We start from the raw sequence: 20,314 nt of genomic DNA, 5'->3' as shown, positions 1-20,314 counted from the left end.
CGCGGCCGGTGTGGGCGGAGGTGTCGGTGGCGCGGCGGGTCGCCGGGACGGTGTGGGGTCACCGGCTCTCCCTGGCATGCCGGGCGATGTGCCGCAGTGCCGCGGCGAACTCCTCGGCGACCCGCCGTACGGTCGCCGGGTCGTGAGTCCCGGAGCGGTGGTTCCAGGTGAAGGCGAGGCGTCCGTCGCGTACCGCCCCGACCACCTCCAGCGGATGCGAGCCGCTGTCCCGGGGATCGTGGTCCTGGCCGAAGGAGCCGTGCTCGGCACGCACCAGGCCGCCGCCGGACGCGGCGGGGCGGGCGTCCCACTGGCCGAGGTAGTTGAAGACCACCTGGCCGTGTGCGTCGGCGCCGCCGAGCCGCTCGCGCACCTCGGGTGGTCCGAAGGTGCGCAGGGCGCCGAAGCCCAGTCCGTTGCCGGGTATCGAGCGCAGTTGGCGGCGCACCGACTTCACCAGGGCCCGCCAGTTGCGGTCGGGCCCCGCGTGGTCCGGGTCGGGCACCTGGAGGGCGACCGGGTGGATGGTGGTGAACCAGCCGACGGTACGGGAGAGGTCCACGTCTTCGAGGAGGTCCTCGCGGCCGTGGCCTTCGAGGTCCAGGCGGACACGGTCGCTTCCCGTCCAGTGGGCCAGCGCCAGGGCCAGGGCGGCCAGCAGGACGTCGTTGACGCGGGTGCGGTAGGCGGCCGGAGCGGCCCGCAGCAGCGCCGTGGTGTCCTCCTCCCCCAGTTCGACGGTGAGCGTGCCGGCCTCCCGCGCGGCCGCGCCGGGTTCGGCGGCGGGCGTGAGCTGACCGGCGGTCACGGCCTCCTCCCAGTACGGCAGTTCGTGGTCGAGGCCGCCCTCGGCGACGTGTGCGGCGAGTCCGCGGGCCCAGTCGCGGAAGGAGGTGGTGCGCTCCCCCAGGTCGACGGTCTCGCCCCGCAGCGCCTGCCCGTAGGCGGCTTCCAGGTCGTCGGCGAGGATCCGCCAGGACACGGCGTCCACGACCAGGTGGTGGCCCACCAGGAGGAGGAAGGCCGAGCCGCCTGCGCCGTCGCCTTCGCCCCTGCCTGCGCCTGCGCCTGCTGCTGAGGTGCCTTCTCCGGTCGCGCCGGTGAACAGCGCCGCCTTGAGGAGCGGGCCCCGGCCGAGGTCGAAGCCGGTGTGCAGGTCGTCGGCGGCCTTCTCCATCGCCGCGTCGGTCTCCTCCGCCGACATGCCTGCCAGGTCGTGGCGGACGAGGAGACCCGGGGTGTCGCCGGGCGGCGGATTGTGCTGGTGCCAGCCGTCGGCGTCCCTGGTGAACCGCATGCGCAGGGCGTCATGGTGTTCCAGCAGGGCCCGCAGCGCGGTCTCCAGGGCGGCGGTGTCGGGCGGGCCGTCGAGTTCCAGCAGCGCCGACTGGTTGAAGTGGGTGTGGTCGGCGCGCGGAGTGGTGAGGAACCACTCCTGGATCGGGGTGAGGGGCACCGCGCCGGTCGCCGGGCCGTCACCGGTGTGCTGGGGAGCGGTACCGACCACCGTGGCCAGCTCGGCGACGGTCTGGTGGGTGAACAGGTCCCGGGTGGCCAGGTGCAGGCCCTCGCGCCGCAGCCGGGACACCACCTGCATGCTCAGGATCGAGTCGCCGCCGAGGTGGAAGAAGTTGTCGTCCACGCCGATGTCCGCCACGCCGAGGACATCGGTCCAGACGGCGGCGATACGGCGTTCGGTGCCGGTACGGGGTGCGGTGCGCGGGCCCGTGGCCGACCGCGCCGGTCCGGGCGCGGGCAGGGCCCGCCGGTCCGTCTTGCCGTTGGGGGTCAGCGGCAGTCGTTCCATCGGCACGAACACGGCCGGGATCATGTGCGGGGGCAGCAGTCCCGCGAGGTGCTCGCGCAGCGCGGCGACCGGCAGGCCCTCGGCATCGTCGCCGGCGGTGGCACCCGCCGGGGCAGGAGCAGGAGCGGGGACCGGCGCCACGTCGGCCGTGGTCGTGGTGGTGGCCGTGCTCGTGGGGACGACGTACGCCACCAGCCGTCCGGGGCCGTCGGACGGCTGCCCGTCCGGGCCGTCCGTGCGGACGACGACCACCGCGTCGCGCACGTGCGGGCTGCGGCGCAGCGCGCTCTCCGTCTCTCCTGGCTCGATGCGGAAGCCGCGCAGTTTGATCTGGTCGTCCGCGCGGCCGACGAAGCGCAGGTCGCCGTCGGCGCCCCAGCGCACCAGGTCACCGGTGCGGTACATGCGCTCTCCCGGCGCGCCGAACGGATCGGCGACGAACCGCCGGGCGGTCAGGCCGGGCCGGTGAAGGTAGCCACGTGCCAGCCCCGCTCCCGCCACGTACAGCTCCCCGGTCACGCCGGGGGGAACGGGACGCAGGGCCGCGTCGAGGACGTACACGCGGGTGGCGCCGGCGGGGCGGCCGATCGGCGGGGCGCCGTCCGCCGGGCTCAGCGGGCCGGTCCAGGTGGCGACCACGGTGGCCTCGGTGGGCCCGTAGGAGTTGATCATGCGGCGGCCCGGTGCCCACCGTTCCACGAGGTCGGCCGGGCATGCCTCGGCGCCGACGATCAGGGTGCGCAGGTCCGGCAGGGCATCCGAGGTGCCCGGCGGCACGGTGGCCAGTGCGGCGGGCGGTATGAGGGTGTGGCTGATGCGGCGCCCGGCGAGCACGTCGGCCAGCCGCTCGCCGATCAGCGGCCCCTCCTCCCCCGTCACCAGGGCGGCGCCGCTGAGCAGGGAGACGCACAGTTCCAGGACGGAGGCGTCGAAGCTGGGTGAGGCGAACTGCAGCACCCGGTCGCCGGGGCCCGCCGCGTACCGCTCGGCGGCGGCCGCGGCGAAGCCCGCCAGGCCCCGGTGCGTCACCGTGACGCCCTTCGGGGTGCCGGTGGACCCGGAGGTGTAGATGACGTACGCCGGGTGGTCGGGGGTGAGGGCGGCGGTGCGGTCGGCGTCGGTGGGTGCGGAGTCCGGGCCGTCCTCCTCCGCCACCCAGATCTGCGCCGGATCGGCGAGGACCACCCGGGCGCCCGCGTCGCGTGCCATGAACTCCCGCCGCCGCTCGGGGTAGGCGGGGTCGACGGGCAGGAAGGCGCCGCCCGCCTTGGCGACGGCGAGTTGCGCCACCACCGTCTCCGCGGTACGGGGCAGGACCAGGGCGACGATCTCCTCGGGTCCGACGCCGCGGGCGATCAGCCGGTGGGCGAGCCGGTTGGCGGCGCGGTCCACGTCCGCGTACGACAGGCGCCGGTCGCCGTCCAGCAGGGCGACGGCGTCGGGGGTGCCGGCCGCCTGCCGTTCGAACAGCTCGGGCAGTGTCGCCGCCGGTACCGGCGCCGCGGCGCCCTGTCCCTGGTCCAGGAGGGTCTTGAGTTCCTCGTCGGAGGCGAGGGGCAGGGCGCCGAGGGGGCGGTGCGGGTCGTCGGCGACCGCGGTCAGCAGGGTGGCGAGCTGATCGGCCATGCGTCCGGCCGTGGGTGCGTCGAACAGGTCGGTGTTGTAGGTGAGCACGCCGTGCAGTGCGCCGGAGTCCGTCTCGGCGAACTCCAGGGTGAGGTCGAACGCGGCGTGCTGGAGCTCAGTCTCGACGGCGGTCACCTCCAGGCCCGGCAGGTCGAGGTCGGCGGACGGGGTGTTCTGCAGGACGACCATCACCTGGAAGAGCGGGGTGCGGCTGGTGTCGCGCACCGGTCGCACCTCGTCCACCACCTGCTCGAACGGCACCTCCTGGTGGGCGAAGGCGTCCAGCACGGTCCGCCGGACGTCGTCGAGGAACTCGGGGAAGGGACGGTCGGCGTCGATGTGCGAGCGCAGCACCAGGGTGTTGACGAAGAACCCGATGAGTTGCTGGATCTCGGCCTGTTCGCGTCCCGAGGTGACGGTGCCGACGGCGATGTCCCGGCCGCCGCTCAGCCGGGCGAGGAAGGTCTGGGCGGCGGCGACCAGCGTGGTGAACAGGGTGGCGCCCCGGTCCCGGCCGACCTGCGCCAGACGGCGGGCGGTGCGGGGCGGCAGCGCCAGCCGGGCGGTGGCGCCGGAGCGGGTGCGGATCGGCGGGCGGGGCCGGTCGGTGGGCAGCTCCAACGGGCCGATGTCGGCCAACTTCTCTTTCCAGTAGGCCAGTTGCTGCTCACTGCCGCTCGTGGTGCGCTGCCAGTGGGCGTAGTCGGCGTACTGGACCGCGAGCACCGGCAGCGGCCCGGTGGCCGCGTCCAGCTCGGCCCGGTAGAGGTGGGCGAGGTCTCCGGTGAGTACGGCGGTCGACCAGCCGTCGGTGACGATGTGGTGCAGCGTGAGGGTCAGGACGTGCTCGTCGGCGGCCAGCCGGATCAGGCCGGTCCGCAGCAGCGGGCCCTCGCGCAGGTCGAAGGGGCGGGCGCGGTCGGCCGCGAGCCGCTTCTCCAGGCGGGCCGCGCGCTCGCCCTCGGGCAGCCCGGACAGGTCGTCGAGCGGCAGCGGCACCTCCCGCGGCGGGTGGACGATCTGGACGCCCTGGCCGTCCACGGTGTCGAAGGTGGTACGCAGCGACTCGTGCCGGGCCACCAGTTTCCGCAGGGCGGCGGCGAGGGCCCGCGGGTCGAGCCTGCCCCGCAGACGCAGCGCGAGGGCGGTGACGTATTCGGTGCCGCCGGGCGCGAACTCCTCCAGGAACCACAGGCGTTGCTGCGCGTACGACATCGGGGCCGCCGCGTCCCGGTCCACCGGCACGATGACGGCCGGTGCCTCGTCGGCGGTCCGGTCCCCGGTGAGCAGCGCGGCGAGCGCGGCGGGCGTGGGGTGGGTGAACACGGCGCGCGGGGACAGGGTCGTGCCGAACTCCTCGGCGAGCCGCGAGGCCAGGCGGATGCTGAGGATGGAGTCGCCGCCCAGGGCGAAGAAGTCGTCCTCCACGCCCACGGGTCGGCCGCCGAGCACGTCCGCGAAGACCTCGACGGCACGGCGTTCGGTCCCGTCGCGCGGTGCGCTGCGCGTCCCCCGCCCCGTCGCGGTGTCCGGCTCCGGCGCCGGGAGAGCCGCCTGGTCCACCTTGCCGTTGCCGCTCAGCGGGAGGGCCGCCAGCGCCACGAACGCGGTGGGTACCAGGTAGTCGGGAAGCGTGCGGCGGGCGTACGCGCGCAGGTCGTGCGGGTCGTCGGCGGCCGGGCCGACGACGTAGGCCACCAGGCGGCGTGCGCCGGGCCGGTCCTCGCGTGCCACGACCGCCACGTCCGCGACACCGGGGTGGGTCGCCAGGGCGGCCGCCACCTCGCCGGGCTCCACCCGGAAGCCGCGGATCTTCACCTGGTCGTCGGCGCGGCCCAGGAACTCGACCGTGCCGTCCGGACGGCGCCTGGCCAGGTCGCCCGTGCGGTACATGCGGGCTCCGGGCGGTCCCAGGGGGTCGGCGAGGAAGCGGCGCGCGCTCTCGCCGGGGCGGCCCAGGTAGCCGCGTGCCACGCCCTCGCCGGCCACGTACAGCTCGCCCGCGCAGCCCGGCGGAACGGGACGCATCCGGGAGTCCAGGACGTGGACCCGCTTGTCGTCCAGGGGCCGGCCGACGGGGACGGTGCCGGGCACGGCCGAGGCGTCGTCGAGGGCGTGGGACGTGGCGAAGGTGGTGGTCTCGGTCGGCCCGTAGCCGTCCACCACGGTCAGGCCGGGGCAGGCGGCCAGCACCCGGCGTACGGCGGCCGCGGGGACCACGTCTCCGCCGGTCCACACCTGACGCAGGCCCGCGAAGCAGTCCGGTGCGTCCTGGGCCAGGAGCCGGAAGAGGCCGGCGGTCAGCCACAGGGAGGTCAGTCCGCCGCCGGCGGGGCGTCCGGTGCCCTCGGCTGCCGCGCCCTCATCGCCGGGACCGGCCGGTCCGCCGTCCCCGGTCCGCCCGCCCGCACCGGTCAGCCGCCGCAGCAGGGCGGCGTCCACCGTCTCCCCGGGGGCCACGACCACGCAGCCGCCGGTCAGCAGGGGCGCCCAGACCTCGAAGGTGGCGGCGTCGAACGCGACCGGCGAGTGCAGCAGCACGCGGTCGCACACCCCGCCGGCGAATCGGCTGTCGGTGGCCAGCGACGCCACGTCACGGTGGCGCACCGCCACGGCCTTCGGCAGGCCGGTGGATCCGGAGGTGAACATGACGTAGGCCAGCCGGTCGGGATCCGCCCGTACGACGGCCGGGGCCGACGCGGGAGCGTGGCGTGCCGCGGCGACGTCCTCGGCGGTGAGCCGGGCCCTGACGCCCGCCTGCGCGAGCATCACCCGGCGCCGCTCCTCGGGGGCGCGGGCGTCGACCGGCACGTAGGCGCCGCCCGCCTTGAGGACCGCGAGCTGGGCGACGACGAGTTCGGCGCCGCGGTCCATGAGCAGCGCCACCCCCTCCTCGGCGGCCAGACCGTCGCCGAGCAGGCGGTTCGCCACCCGGTCGGACCAGTCGGCGAGCTCGCGGTAGGTCACCCGCCGCCCGCCGTCGTGCAGGGCGGGGGCGTCCGGGGTGCGGCGGGCCTGCTCGGCGAACAGGTCCACCGGACTGCGCGGCTCAGCGGTGCGGGCGGTGGCGTTCCACTCCTCCAGCAGGTGCCGGTCCTCGGCGGTGAGCGGTTCCAGGTCGCCGACGTCGCCGTCGAGACCGTCCGCGAACGCGGTGAGCAGGGTGGCCAGGCGGGCCGTCGCCCGTTCGACCGTGCCGCGGTCGAAGAAGGCGGGGTCGTAGGCCAGGTCGAAGCCGAGCCGGTCGGTCAGGTGGGCGCGCAGGCACAGCGGGAACGTGGTGGCGTCGTCGGCCCGTACCTCCGCCACGCCCACGCCCGTCCGGGCGGCGGCCGACTCGTCGACGGGATAGTTCTCGAACACCACCATGCTGTCGAACAGGGCGTCACCGGTGGGGACGTCGGTCAGCGCCTGGATACGGGCGAGGGAGAGGAAGTCGAAGCGCCGGTCCTCGCTCTGCCGCTCCTGGAGGCCGCGCAGCCAGGGCAGGACACCCTCGCCCCGGACACGTATCCGGGTGGGCACGGTGTTGATGAACATGCCGATCATGGAGCCGACGCCGGGCAGTTCGGCGGGCCGTCCGGAGACGGTCGTGCCGAAGACGACGTCGTCGCGCCCGCTGTAGCGGGCCAGCAGCAGCCCCCAGGCGGCCTGGACCACGGTGTTGACGGTCAGTCCGCCGCGGGCCGCCGTCTCCCGCAGCCGCTGTGACACCCGCACGTCCAGCTCGTGGTGGACGGACTCGGCGGAGCGGGCCCGGTGGGCCTCGGCGGGGGTGCGGTCGTACGGCAGCGGGGTGCGCTCGGTGAAGCCGGCGAGGGCGTCCGCCCAGTGGCGTTCGGCCGTCGTCCCGTCGGCGTCCTGCTCGCGCAGCCAGCGCAGGAAGTCCGCGAACGGCCGCCGCACGGGCGGTGCGGTGTCCGGGCCGCCGGTGAGCGCGGCGTACCGCTCGCACACCTCGGTGAGCAGTTGCCCGGAGCTCCAGCCGTCCAGGATGAGGTGGTGGGAGGACCACAGCAGCAGGACCTCGTCGTCGGGCAGGGCCGCCAGCGTGATCCGGGTGAGCGGCGCGGTGGTCAGTTCCATGCCCGCCGCGCGGTCCTCGGCGAGCAGCCGCTCCGTCGCCCGCTCCCGCTGTCCGGGCGCCAGTCCTCGCCAGTCCAGGTGGGTGACGGGCAGTTCCACACGGTGGTGGACGACCTGTACGGGATGCGGCAGGCCCTGCCAGTGGACGCTGGTGCGCAGGACCGGAGTGCGGTCGGCGACCTGCTGCCAGGCCGCCGCGAACGCCCGCGGGTCGGTGACTCCGGTCAGCCGTACGGCCGTACGGTCGAAGTAGGCGCCGGCCGTGTCGACGAGGCCGTGGAAGAGCATGCCGGACTGCAGCGGGGTGAGCGGCAGGACGTCCGCCACCTGTCGTCCGTCGCCCACCAGCCGGTCGAGCTGCTCCTGGGTGAGGCCGGCGAGGGGGAAGTCGGAGGGGGTGCGGCCGCCCGCGTCCGGGTCGGCGCAGTGCGCCACGATGTCGCGGAGCGCCGCGCGCATCTCCTCCGCCAGGTGCCGCACGGTGGACTCGTCGTAGACGGCGGGCGGATAGGTCCAGCCGAGTTCGAGCCGGCCGTCCTGGACGACGCCCGTGACGTCCAGGAGGTAGGGGCGGGTCTCCTCCGGGTCGGTGTCGCGGCCGGCGGGCGGGAGCGCGGCCCGCACCAGGCCCTCCCCGGTGCTTCCGGCGTCCCAGCGGCCGTGGTAGTTGAAGCCGACCTGTGGCGGCGGGGCGTCGGCGAGCGGGCTGTCGGGCAGCAGGTGGCGCAGGGCCCCGTGGCTCAGGCCGTGCAGCGGGACCTCGCGCAGCCGCTCCTTGACCGAGCGCAGGGTGGCGCGCCAGTCCCCGTCGGGCGGGGCGGTCAGCGCGAGGGGGAACTCCGCGGTGAACCAGCCGACGGTCCGGGACAGGTCCAGGTCGTCGAACAGTTCCTCGCGGCCGTGCCCCTCCACCCCGACGAGTACCGTGTCCCGCCCGCACCAGCGGGCCAGGGTGCGGCCCAGGGCGCTGAGCAGGACGTCGTTGACCTGGGTGCGGTAGACGTCGGGGACCTGGCGCAGCAGCGCCCGCGTCTCCTGCGGGGCCAGCGACACGGTGACGGTGGCCGCGGTGCCGTGGGTGTTGGGGCCGGGCCGGCCGGGCGGCAGGCCGGCGGGTGCGCCGGCGGTGCGGGTCCAGTGGGGCAGGTCGGCGTCCAGGGCGCCGGATCGCGTGTGCTGCTCCAGGCGCTGGGCCCAGTGGCCGTACGAGGTGCCCGCCGGGGCCAGTTCGACGGGCCGGCCGGCGGCGGTGGCGCGGTGGGCCGTCTCCAGGTCGCCGAGCAGGATGCGCCAGGAGACGCCGTCGACGACCAGGTGGTGCACGGTGAACAGCAGGTGGGCGGGGCGTTGCGGGCCCCGGTCGAAGAGCAGGACGCGGACGACGCGGCCCTCGGTGGGGTCGAGCGACGCCTGTGCGGTGTCCGCGGCGCGCTGCACCTCGGTCTCCAGGGCGGGGCCGTCGAGGTGGGCCACGTCATGGTGGGTGAAGACGCTGTCCGGTGCCGACGGGAGAACGTCCTGGTGCCAGGCGCCGTCGGTGTGCCGGAACCTGGTGCGCAGGGCCGGATGGTGGCGTACGAGGGCGTGGACCGCCTGTTCCAGCGCCGACGGGTCGGTGCCGACGGCCAGTTCCAGCCGCTGCGTCATGGTGAAGCGCAGCGTGTCGCCGGGGTGGCGGCCGTCGAGGTACCAGCGCTGGATGGGTGTCAGCGGTGCCTCGGCGGGCGGCGCGTCGTCCGTGCCCGTGGCCGGCCGGGGCGCCGACTCGCCGACGCGCAGGGCGAGTTCGGCGACCGTCTGGTGGCGGAAGACGTCCTTGGTGGTCAGGGCGAGGCCCGCTCTGCGGGCGCGGGAGACGATCTGGATGCTGAGGATGGAGTCGCCGCCGAGCGCGAAGAAGTTGTCCCGGGTGCCGACCCGCTCCACGCCGAGCACCTCGGCCCAGATGGCGGCCAGTCGCTGCTCGGCGCCGGGGCGGGGTGCCACGTACGGTGTGCCGCCGTCGGGCTGGAGGGTCGGGGCGGGCAGCGCGCGGCGGTCGGTCTTGCCGCTGCTGGTGCGCGGTATCCGCGTCAGGGACACGAACGCGGTGGGCACCATGTGGTCCGGCAGGGTCCGTCGCAGCCGCACCCGCAGTTCGTCACCGGACGGGTGGTGTTCGCCGGCCGGCACCAGGTACGCCACGAGCAGGGTGCGTCCGGCGTGTTCGCGGGCGGCCACGGCGGCGTCGCCGACGTCCGGCAGCGCGAGCAGGGCCGCCTCCACCTCGCCGGGTTCGATGCGGAACCCGCGGATCTTGACCTGTTCGTCGGCCCGGCCCAGGAACTCCAGCAGCCCGTCCGTGTCCCAGCGCGCGCGGTCGCCGGTGCGGTACATCCGCTCCCCCGGCGCCCCGAACGGGTCGGCGAGGAAGCGGGCGGCGGTCAGGCCGGGCCGGTTCAGGTAGCCGCGCGCGACCTGGGCCCCGGCCAGGTACAGCTCGCCGGGCACGCCGGGCGGGACCGGGCGCAGCGCGCCGTCGAGGACATGGGCGCGCAGGTTGCGGCCGGGACGGCCGATGACCGGGCGTTCGGGACGGTCGGCGCAGCGGCCGTAGACGGCGTCGACGGTGGTCTCCGTGGGGCCGTACATGTTGTACGCGGTGACGCCGAGGCCGTCCTGCGCGGCGCACAGTTCGGCCCAGGTGTCGGGGCCGGCCGCCTCGCCGCCCACCAGCAGCAGGCGCGGGTGGTGGCGGCCCGGTGCGAGGAGCCCGGCGGCGGTGAGTTCCCGCAGGAAGGACGGGGTGACGTTCACCAGGTCCAGTCGCCGTTCGTCGATCTGCGCGCAGAACGCCTCCGGGTCCAGGCGTACGTCCTCGTCGACGAGGTGGACCTCCTGGCCGAGGGCGAGCAGGAGGGACCCTTCCCAGGAGGTGTCGAAGGAGAAGGACGCGCTGAGGGCGGCCTTGAGCCGTCGGCCGTCCGTGGTGTGCGGGGTGACCAGTCCTTCCCGGTGGTCGTGGCAGAGATTGACCAGGTGGCGGTGTTCCACCGTGACGCCTTTGGGGCGGCCGGTGGAGCCGGAGGTGTAGACGATGTAGGCGGCGTGGTCCGCGTGCAGCGGGGCCGTCCGGTCGGCGTCGGTGGGGTCGTGGGCCGGCAGGTGGTCGCGGGACACCCCGTTCAGGACGTCCTGGGTCAGGACCGTGTGCGGGGCGGCGTCCGCGAGGAGGAACGCGACGCGCTCCTCGGGGAGGTCCGGGTCGAGGCACAGCAGGGTGCCGCCCGCCTTGAGCACGGCGAACACGGCGACCAGCAGCTCGGAGGTGCGCGGCAGCCGCACGGCGACCACGCGTTCCGGGCCGATGCCCAGGGTGATCAGGTGGTGGGCCAGCCGGTTGGCGCGTTCGTTCAGGGCCGCGTAGGTGAGCGACCCGTCCCGGGCCACCAGGGCGGTGGCGTACGGTGTGCGCGCCGCCTGCGCCTCGAACAGGGCGGGGAAGTCGGTGTCCGGGGTGGGCAGGTGGCCGCCCTGCCATGCGTGGAGCACCTGGTGTCGTTCGGCGGCCGTCATCATCGGCAGTGCGCCGGCGTCCCGGTGCGGATCCTGCGCCGCCGCCGTCAGGAGCAACTGCAGCCGTTCGGCGAGGCGTTCGGCGGTCCCGGCGTCGAACAGGTCGGTGTCGTACTCAAGGTGGCCGGTGAGGCCGCCGTCGTGCTCGACGAAGTCGAAGGCGAGGTCGAAGGCGGCGTGCCGGATGGGTGGCGTGAGCGGTTCGATGTCCAGGCCCGGCAGGTCGGGTGTCTCGGCGCCCAGGTTGTGCAGTGCCACCATCGCCTGGAACAGCGGGGTGCGGCTGGTGTCCCGTTCGGGCTGGAGGGCGTCCACCAGTTTCTCGAAGGGCACGTCCTGGTGGGCGAACGCGTCCAGGACCGTGGTGCGGACGCGTTCCAGCAGCGCGTGGAAGGACAGGCCGGGCTCCACCCGGTTGCGCAGGACGAGGGTGTTGACGAACATACCGACCACGTCGTGGAGTTCGGGTCGTTCGCGGCCTGCCGTGACCGTGCCGACGGCGATGTCCTTCTGGTCCGCCCAGCGCGAGAGCAGGACCGTGCAGGCCGTCAGCAGCGTCATGTAGAGGGTGGCGTCGGCCGCGCGGCCCGTCTCGCGCAGCCGGTCGGTGAGCGCGGCGGGCAGGGTGAACGTCACCAGCGCGCCGGTCCGGGCGCGTACGGCGGGGCGCGGCCGGTCGGTGGGCGGCTCCAGCGGGGTGATCCCGGCCAGGTTGTCGCGCCAGTACGCGAGTTGTCCGTCCGCCTCCTCGGTGCGGGCGCGCTGCCAGACGGCGAAGTCCGCGTACCGGACGGGCAGGTGGGGCAGGTCGGGTGTACGTCCCTCGTGGGCCGCCGTGTACAGCTCACCCAGGTCACGGCCGAGCACACCGGCGGACCAGCCGTCGGTGGCGATGTGGTGGACGGCCAGGACGAGGACGTGCTCGTCGTCGGCCAGGCGGGCCAGCCGGGCCCGCAGGAGTGGTCCGGTGCACAGGTCGAAGGGCCGGGACGCCTCGCGTTCGACGAGGGCGTCCAGTCGGTCGCGGGCGCCGGTGAGGTCGTCCAGCGGCATGTCCACCGGGTACGGCGGGTGCACGAACTGCCGTGCGTGGCCGCTCTGCTCGGCGAACGTGGTGCGCAGCGCCTCGTGCCGGGCCACGAGAGCGTCGAGGGCCGCGCGCAGGGCGTCCACGTCGAGGGGGCCGCGCAGGCGCAGTACGGACAGGATCGTGTACTCGGTGCTGCCCGGCTCGAAGCGGTCGAGGAACCACAGCCGCTGTTGCGCGTACGACAGCGGGGCGGGGGTGCCGGGCGCCACGGCCGGGATGACGTCGGCCGGCGCGGTGCGGTCCTCCGGCGGGTCGCCGAGTGCGGCGGCCAGGGCGGACAGCGTCGGGTGGGTGAACAGCAGCCGGGGCGAGACCTCCGCGCCGAAGGCGGCCCGCAGCCGGGAGACGACCCGGACGGCGAGGATCGAGTCGCCGCCGAGGGCGAAGAAGTCGTCGTCGGCCGCCACCTCGTCGGTGTCGAGGACGTCCGCCCAGGCGGCGGCGACCGCACGCTCGGCGGGTGTACGCGGCGCGGTGCGCGCGGTGCCCGTGGCGAAACCGTCCGGTCCCGGGGCGGGCAGCGCTCGCCGGTCGAGCTTGCCGTTGACGGTCAGCGGCAGGGCCGCGAGCGGCACGTAGGCGGCTGGCACCATGTGCGCGGGCAGCAGCCGCTCCAGGTGGGCGCGGAGGTCGGCGGCGGCCGGCGGCTCGGCGCCGGCGCGGCCGACGACGTGGGCCACCAGCCGGCGGGTCCCCGCGGTGTCCTCGTACACGCCCACCGCCGCGTCACCGACGTCCGGGTGGGTGTGCAGGGCGGCCTCGATCTCGCCGGGCTCGATGCGGTAGCCGCGGATCTTCACCTGCTGGTCGGCGCGGCCCAGGTACTCCAGTGTGCCGTCGGCCCGGCGGCGGGCCCGGTCGCCGGTGCGGTACATCCGCGTCCCCGGCGCGCCGAACGGATCGGCGAGGAAGCGCGTCGCGGTCAGGCCGGGCCTTCTCAGGTAGCCGCGGGCCAGCCCCTCCCCCGCCACGTACATCTCGCCCACGGCTCCCGGCGGTACGGGAGCCAGGTCCTCGTCGAGGACATGGACCCGCAGGTCGGGTATGCCGGTGCCGATGGGGCTCGCGGCGCCCGTGCGGGCGGTCGTGCGGTCCAGTGCCTCGTAGGTGACGTGCACGGTGGTCTCGGTGATGCCGTACATGTTGACCAGGCGCGGCGCGGTGTCGGGGTGGCGGGCGTACCAGTCGGCGAGCCGGCCGACGTCCAGGGCCTCGCCGCCGAACATCACGGTGCGCAGGGCGAGTCGCGCGGTGAGTTCGGGGTGTTCGGCGTCCGCGCGGATCAACGGGTAGAAGGCGGACGGGGTCTGGTTGAGGACGGTGACGCGCTCGTCGGCGAGCAGGCGCAGGAAGTCCTCCGGGGAGCGTGCGACGTCCTCGGGGACGACGACGAGCCGGCCGCCGTGCAGCAGGGCGCCCCACAGTTCCCAGACGGAGAAGTCGAAGGCGTAGGAGTGGAACAGCGTCCACACGTCGCTCTCGTCGAAGCCGAACCAGTGGCGGGTGCGGGTGAACAGGCGGACGACGTTGGCGTGCGGGACGACCACGCCCTTGGGGCGGCCGGTGGAGCCGGAGGTGTAGATGGCGTAGGCGGGGCTCTCCGGCAGCGGGCGGCGGGGGTGGTCGGGGCCGGTGGCCGGGCGGCCGGCGAGGTCGGTCCGGGTGGCCGGGTCGTCCAGGGCCACCACCGGGACGGCGGCGTCCTGCGCGCGTCGCGCGCCGTCGGTGGTGGTCACCAGGGTCACCGGGGCGGCGTCGGCCAGCAGGTGGGCGACGCGTTCGGCGGGCAGGTTGGGGTCGATCGGCAGATAGGCGGCGCCGGTCTTGAGGACCGCCAGGACGGCCACGACGAGGTCGGTGGAGCGGGGCAGGGCGAGGGCCACGTACCGCTCGGGTCCGGCGCCCGCCTCGGCCAGCCGGTGGGCGAGGCGGCCGGCCGCCGCGTCGAGCGTGGCGTAGTCGAGGCGGTCGGTCCCGCAGGTGACGGCGGGGGCGCCGGGGGTACGGGCGGCCTGCGCCTCGAACAGGTCCACCAGGGTGTCCGACGGCCGGCCGTGCTCGGTGCCGTTGACGTCGACCAGGATGCGGCGCCGTTCCTCGGCGGTCGTCCAGGCCAGGGCGCGCAGGGGCCGGTCGGGGTGCTCGGCGATCTCCGTGAGGAGCAGGCGGAGCCGGCCGGCGAGGGCCCGGACGGTGCCGGCGTCGAACAGGTCCGGGTCGTGGGCGAGGTCGAAGCCGAGGCGCTCGCCCTGGTAGGCGCGCAGCACCAGCGGGTAGTTGGTGGCGTCCCGGGAGGTGACGTCCACCAGCCGCACTCCGGAGCCGGAGGTGCGGGCCGCGTCGAAGGGGTAGTTCTCGAAGGCGACCATGCTGTGGAAGAGGGGGGTGCCGGACGGCACGTCGCTCAGGGCGGTCAGCTCGGCGAGGGAGGCGGCCGCGAAGCGCCTCGACTCGGCCTGTGCGTCCTGGAGTTCGCGCAGCCATGCGGCGGCCGGGCGACGGCTGTCCACCCTGACGCGGGTGGGCACGGTGTTGATGAACATGCCCACCATCGACTCCACGCCCGGCAGTTCGTCGGGGCGGCCGGAGACGGTGGTGCCGAACACCACGTCCGGCTCGGCGGCGTACCGGGACAGCAGCAGCGCCCAGGCGCCCTGCACGACGGTGTTCACGGTCAGCCCGGCGTCGCGGGCGGTGCGGGCGAGCGTCGCGGACACCGTGTCGGACAGTTCGGTGGTGTGGACGTCCGCCGAGCGGGTCTCGTGCGTGCCGGTCGGGGGGCGGTCGACGGGCAGCGGCGTGGGGGTGGCGAACCCGCCGAGGACCTGCCGCCAGTGCTCCCGCGCGGCCTCCGTGTCCTGGTCGGCCAGCCAGCGCACGTAGTCGGCGAACGGCCGGCGCACCGGCGGGTTCGGCTCGCTGCCCGCGGTCAGGGCCGCGTACTCCTCGCACACCTCCGTCAGCACCTGGGCCAGGCTCCAGCCGTCGAGTATGAGGTGGTGGGAGGTCCACAGCAGGTGCAGGCGGGCGTCGGGCAGCCGGACGAGGGTGAGGCGCATCAGCGGGGCGGAGGCGAGGTCGATGCCCCGGGCGAGGTCGTCGGCGCGGAGCCGGTCGAAGCGGCGGGTCCGTTCCGCCGGGTCCGCGTCCCGCCAGTCGAGATGGGTGAGGGGCACGCGTACGTCCCGGTGCACGGCCTGGAGCGGCACGGGCACGTCCTGCCACACCACCGAGGTCCGCAGCGCGGGCGTGCGGTCGGTGATCCGCTGCCAGGCCAGGCCGAAGGCGTGCGGGTCGGCCACGCCGTCCAGGAGCAGGGTGGCCTGGTCCACGTACACGTCGTCGGGACCGCCGACCAGGCGGTGGAAGAGCATGCCCTCCTGGAGCGGGGTGAGCGGGAGCAGGTCCTCCACCGCGCGGCCGTCGCCGACGAGGCGGTCCACGGCACTCTGGTCCAGGCGGGCCAGGGGGAAGTCGGAAGGGGTGCGGCCGCCCGCGTCGGGGCGTGCGCAGTGCTCGGCGATCGCGGCCAGCGCCGCCACCATGTCCTGCGCCAGCTCCCGTACGGTGGCCGGGTCGTGTGCCTGGTCGCTGTAGTGCCAGCTGAGTTCGAGCTCCCCGTCGGCGACGACGGCGGAGATGTCGAGCAGGTGGTCGAGGGGTTCGTCGGCCGCCATGTCCCGCCCGGGTGTCTCGGCGGCCGGTGCGAAGTCCGCTCCGGCGGTCGTGTCCCACTGCCCGTGGTAGTTGAAGCACACCTGGGGCAGCGGCACGTCCCGCAGGGCGCGGGCGGCCGGGTCGGGTGAGCCCAGGCGGGCCAGGGCCTCGTAGCCCAGTCCGCGCCGGGGCACGGCCCGCAGCCGTTCCTTGACGGCCTTCAGCGTGGCCCCCCAGTCGGGTGCGTCCGGTGGCCCGGCCGGGGTGAGGGTGACGGGGTACTGGGAGGTGAACCAGCCCACCGTGCGGGACAGGTCCAGTCCGCTGTCGCGGCCCCCGCCCACTGCTTCCTCGCGCCCGTGGCCCTCCAGTGCGACGGCCACCCGGTCGGTGCCCGTCCAGTCGGTGAGGACCCTGCTCAACGCGCTGAGCAGGACGTCGTTGACCTGCGTGCGGTAGACGGCGGGCACCCGGCGCAGCAGGGCCGCGGTGGTGGCGCGGTCCACGCGGGTGCGTACGGTGCGCACGGTCGCGGCGAGCGGGGTGCCGGGGCGGTCCACGGGGAGCGGAGTACGTGGCCGGGCGGCCTCGGCCGTCCAGTACGGCAGGTCGTCGTCCAGGTCGCCGGCCCGCACCCGGCGGGCGAGGTGCGCGGCCCAGTCGGTGAACGGCGTGGCGACGGGCTCCAGCCGGATCGGCTCGCCCGCCGACGCCTGCCGGTACGCCTGCTCCAGGTCGCCGAGCAGGATCCGCCAGGACACGCTGTCCACGGCCAGGTGGTGTGCGGTGACGAACAGTTGGGGACGTCCGCCGCGCGGGAGCAGGAGCAGGGCGGTGCGCAGCAGGGCGCCGGTCGCCGGATCGAGGGCGGCACGGGCGGCGTCGGCGGCCGCAGTGCGGGCGTCCGCCAAGCCCGATGCGGCCGACAGGTCATGACGGGCCATCAGGTCGGTGACGGGTCCTTCGCCGGGGTGCTGGCGCCAGGTGTCGCCGGTGCGGGCGAAGCGGGTCCGCAGCGCCGGGTGGTGGGCGGCCAGCGCCTCGACGGCGCGCCCCAGGGCGGGTTCGTCGACGTCGTACGGCAGGTCGAGCAGCATCGACATGCTGAAGGGCCGGGGGCTGCCGTCCCGGTCCCCGTGGGTGGCGACGTACCACTCCTGGACCGGGGTCAGCGGCGCGGGCCCGTCCTCGCTCGGGCGGCGGGGCGCGGGCACCTCGGCGGTGCGCCGGGACGCGGCGGCGGCCAGGTCCGCGACGGTCTGGTGGCGGAAGACGTCCCGCGAGGTCAGCCGCAGGCCGGCCGCGCGGGCGCGGGAGACGGCCTGGATGCTGAGGATGGAGTCGCCGCCGAGTTCGAAGAAGTTGTCGGTGACGCCCACCCGCGCGACGCCCAGCACCTCCGCCCAGACACCGGCCAGCGTCTCCTCCTGGGGGGTGCGCGGCGCGACGAACTCCCGTTCGCGCGGCGCCGCGTCGAGGTCGGGGGCGGGCAGGGCACGGCGGTCCAGTTTGCCGCTGGTGGTCAGCGGCAGCGCGTCGAGGACGGTGAACGACGACGGCACCATGGGGGCGGGCAGGGCGTGCCGGCAGCCGGCCCGCAGCTCCGCGGCGGTGGGCGGCTGTGCGCCCGCACCGGGGACGACGTAGGCGGCCAGCCGCAGATGGCCGTGCGCGTCGGGGACCGCGACGACCGCCGCGCCGGTGACGTCCGGCAGGTCCAGGAGAGCCGCCTCCACCTCGCCGGGCTCGATTCGGTGGCCGCGTACCTTCACCTGGTCGTCGGCCCGTCCGAGGTAGTCGACGCGTCCGTCGGCGGTCCAGCGGGCCAGGTCGCCCGTGCGGTACATGCGGGTCCCGGGCGGGCCGAACGGGTCGGCGAGGAAGCGCGCGGCGGTGAGTCCTGGCCGGCCGGCGTACCCGCGGGCCACCTGCGCCCCCGCCAGGTACAGCTCGCCGCCGACGCCGGGCGGCACCGGCCGCAGGCGGCCGTCGAGGACGTAGGCGCGGACGTTGGGCAGGGGCCGTCCGACCAGGGGGCGCCCGTCGCCCTCGATGCGGCAGGCCAGGGCGTCGACCGTGCACTCGGTGGGGCCGTAGAAGTTGTACGCGGTCACGTCCTCGTGACCGGCCAGCTCGCGCCAGAGGCCGGGGCCGATCGCCTCGCCGCCGAGCATCAGGACGCGCGGGCGGTGGCGTGGATCGGTGAGCAGCCCGGCGGGCAGCAGCTGGCGCAGGTAGGACGGGGTCAGGTCGAGGAAGTCGATACGGTGCTCGACGACGTACGCGACCAGGGCGGCGGCGTCGAGCCGGGTCGTCTCGTCGACGAGGTGCAGCGGATGGCCGTCGGCCATCAGGAGCACGCCTTCCAGCGAGGTGTCGAAAGAGAACGACGCGGTCAGCGCCACCCGCAGCGGTTCGCCGCCCGCGTCGGCGACGAAGCCCGCACGGTGCCCGGCCAACAGGTGGGCGAGCGAGCGGTGCGTCACCGCGACGCCCTTGGGACGCCCGGTGGAACCGGAGGTGTAGATGACGTACGCGGTCGTGTCCGGGTCCGGAGCGCCGCCCGGAGCGGTGTCCGGCTGGGGCGCCCCCTCGGGCGCGGACGCCGACCCGGACACGGACCCCGACGCGGACCCGGATTCGGGCACCGCGCGCAGGGCGGCCTCGTCCAGTACGAGCGCGGGGCGCGCGTCGTCGAGGAGGAACCGTACGCGTTCCTCGGGCAGTGCGGGATCGAGGGGCAGGTAACCGGCGCCCGACTTCCACACGGCGAGCATCGCCACGATCATGTCGGCGGTACGCGGCAGACGCAGCGCGACCAGGCGTTCGGGGCCGGCGCCCCGCGCGACGAGGTGGTGGGCGAGCCGGTCGGCGCGGGCGTCGAGCGTCGCGTAGTCGAGGCGGTCGTCGCCGGCGACCAGGGCGGTGGCGCGCGGGGTGCGGGCCGCCTGCCGGGCGAAGAGCTCGGGGCAGGTGACGGCGGGGACGGGCAGCGCGGTCCCGTTCCACTCGCGCGTGATCCGGCGGGCCTCGTCCGGGCCGAGCAGCGGCAGCGAGCCGAGCGGGCGGTCCGGTGTGCTGGCCGCGCCCTCCAGGGTGCGCAACAGCTGGTCGGCCATCCGTTCGGCGGTGGCCGCGTCGAACAGGTCGGTGCGGTACTCGATCAGGCCCGTCAGACCCTGCTCGTCGGTGCCGTCGGTGCCGTCGGCGGGGACGAACTCGACGCTGAGGTCGAAGGTGGCCGCCTGCCGGGGCACGGCGACCGGGGACGCGGTCACCTCGTGCAGGTCGGGGGCGGCGGGGGGCGCCGGGTGGAGGAGGACCATCACGTCGAACAGGGGGTTGCGGCCCGCCTCCCGGGTCACGCCCACGGCCTCCACCAGCCGCTCGAAGGGCGTGTCGCCGTGCGCGAAGGCGTCGTTGACGGTGGTCGCGGCGAACCCGAGCAGGTCACGGAAGGAGCCGTCCGGGTCCACGGGGGTGCGCAGGACGACGGTGTTCGCGAAGAAGCCGACCGTGCGCTCCAGGTCGGTGCGGGAGCGGCCCGGTGTCAGGGAGCCCACGGTGATGTCGTCCTGCCCCGACCAGCGGGCCAGCAGGGCCTGGCAGCCGGCGACCAGGGAGGTGAACAGGGTGGTGTGCTGCTCGGCGGCCAGCCGGCGCAGCCGTGCGGTGGTGTCCGCGGGCACGGTGAAGGTGTGCACGGCGCCCGCACCGGACTCCTCACCGTCGCGGGGGTGGTCCAGCGGCAGCCGTGACGGAACGGCACCCGACAACTGCTGTGACCAGTACGCGAGTTGCCGCTGCAGGCGAGGACCGGAGAGCTGCTCGCGCTGCCATGCCGCGAAGTCCGGGTACTGCGTCGCCACGGGCTTGAGTACCGGCGTCCGGCCCTGGGCGAGGGCGTCGTAGGCGGTGCACAGTTCCTCCAGCACGATCCCCATCGACCAACCGTCGGTGATGATGTGATGAGCCGTCAGCAGGAGGGTGTGGACGGTGTCCGACTCGCGCAGGAGCAGGGCGCGCAGCAGCGGGCCGGTGCCGAGGTCGAAGGGGCGCTCGTACTCCGCGAGCAGCGCCCCCTCCACGGCGTGCGGCGGTGTGTCGCTCACCGGCAGCGGCACCGGGGCCGGCGGTCGCACCGTCTGCGCGGGCCGCCCGTCGTTCTCCTCGAAGGTGGTGCGCAGCGCCTCGTGCCGTTCGACGACGGTGTCCAGGGCGCGGGAGAGCGCGGTGCGGTCCAGCGGGCCGGTCAGGCGCAGGGCGACGGCGCTGTTGTAGCGGGCGTCGCCGGGACGCAGCCGGTCCAGGAACCACAGCCGCTGCTGGGCGAAGGACAGCGGCAGCGGCCGGGCGCGGCCGGCGTGCGGGATGCCCTGGCGGGCGCCCGGGGTGTTGCCGGCCCGGCCGGCCAGCCGGCGGCGCATCGCCTCCTGGAGGTCCTGGGGCAGGGCCGTGCTGCGGTCTCGCTTCGAAGACGTCATGGTCTGCCG

The 20,314-nt window shown here is 75.2% G+C and carries 1 protein-coding gene; it reads right to left on the bottom strand.

All coding sequences use genetic code 11. The features are described 5' to 3' along the window. Window positions 1-58: 58 nt before the first annotated feature. Window positions 59-20,305 carry a non-ribosomal peptide synthase/polyketide synthase gene (locus ACFYXC_RS19040; protein ID WP_389553005.1) on the bottom strand — a complete coding sequence of 6,749 codons (20,247 nt, stop codon included), beginning with the start codon at window positions 20,303-20,305 and terminating at the stop codon, window positions 59-61. Window positions 20,306-20,314 lie beyond the last annotated feature (9 nt).

It is taken from the genome of Streptomyces sp. NPDC002701, from assembly GCF_042889045.1.
Taxonomy (GTDB): Bacteria; Actinomycetota; Actinomycetes; order Streptomycetales; family Streptomycetaceae; genus Streptomyces.
Note: the sequence above shows the minus strand (reverse complement) of the source record. Positions and strands in the feature narration are given on the sequence as shown.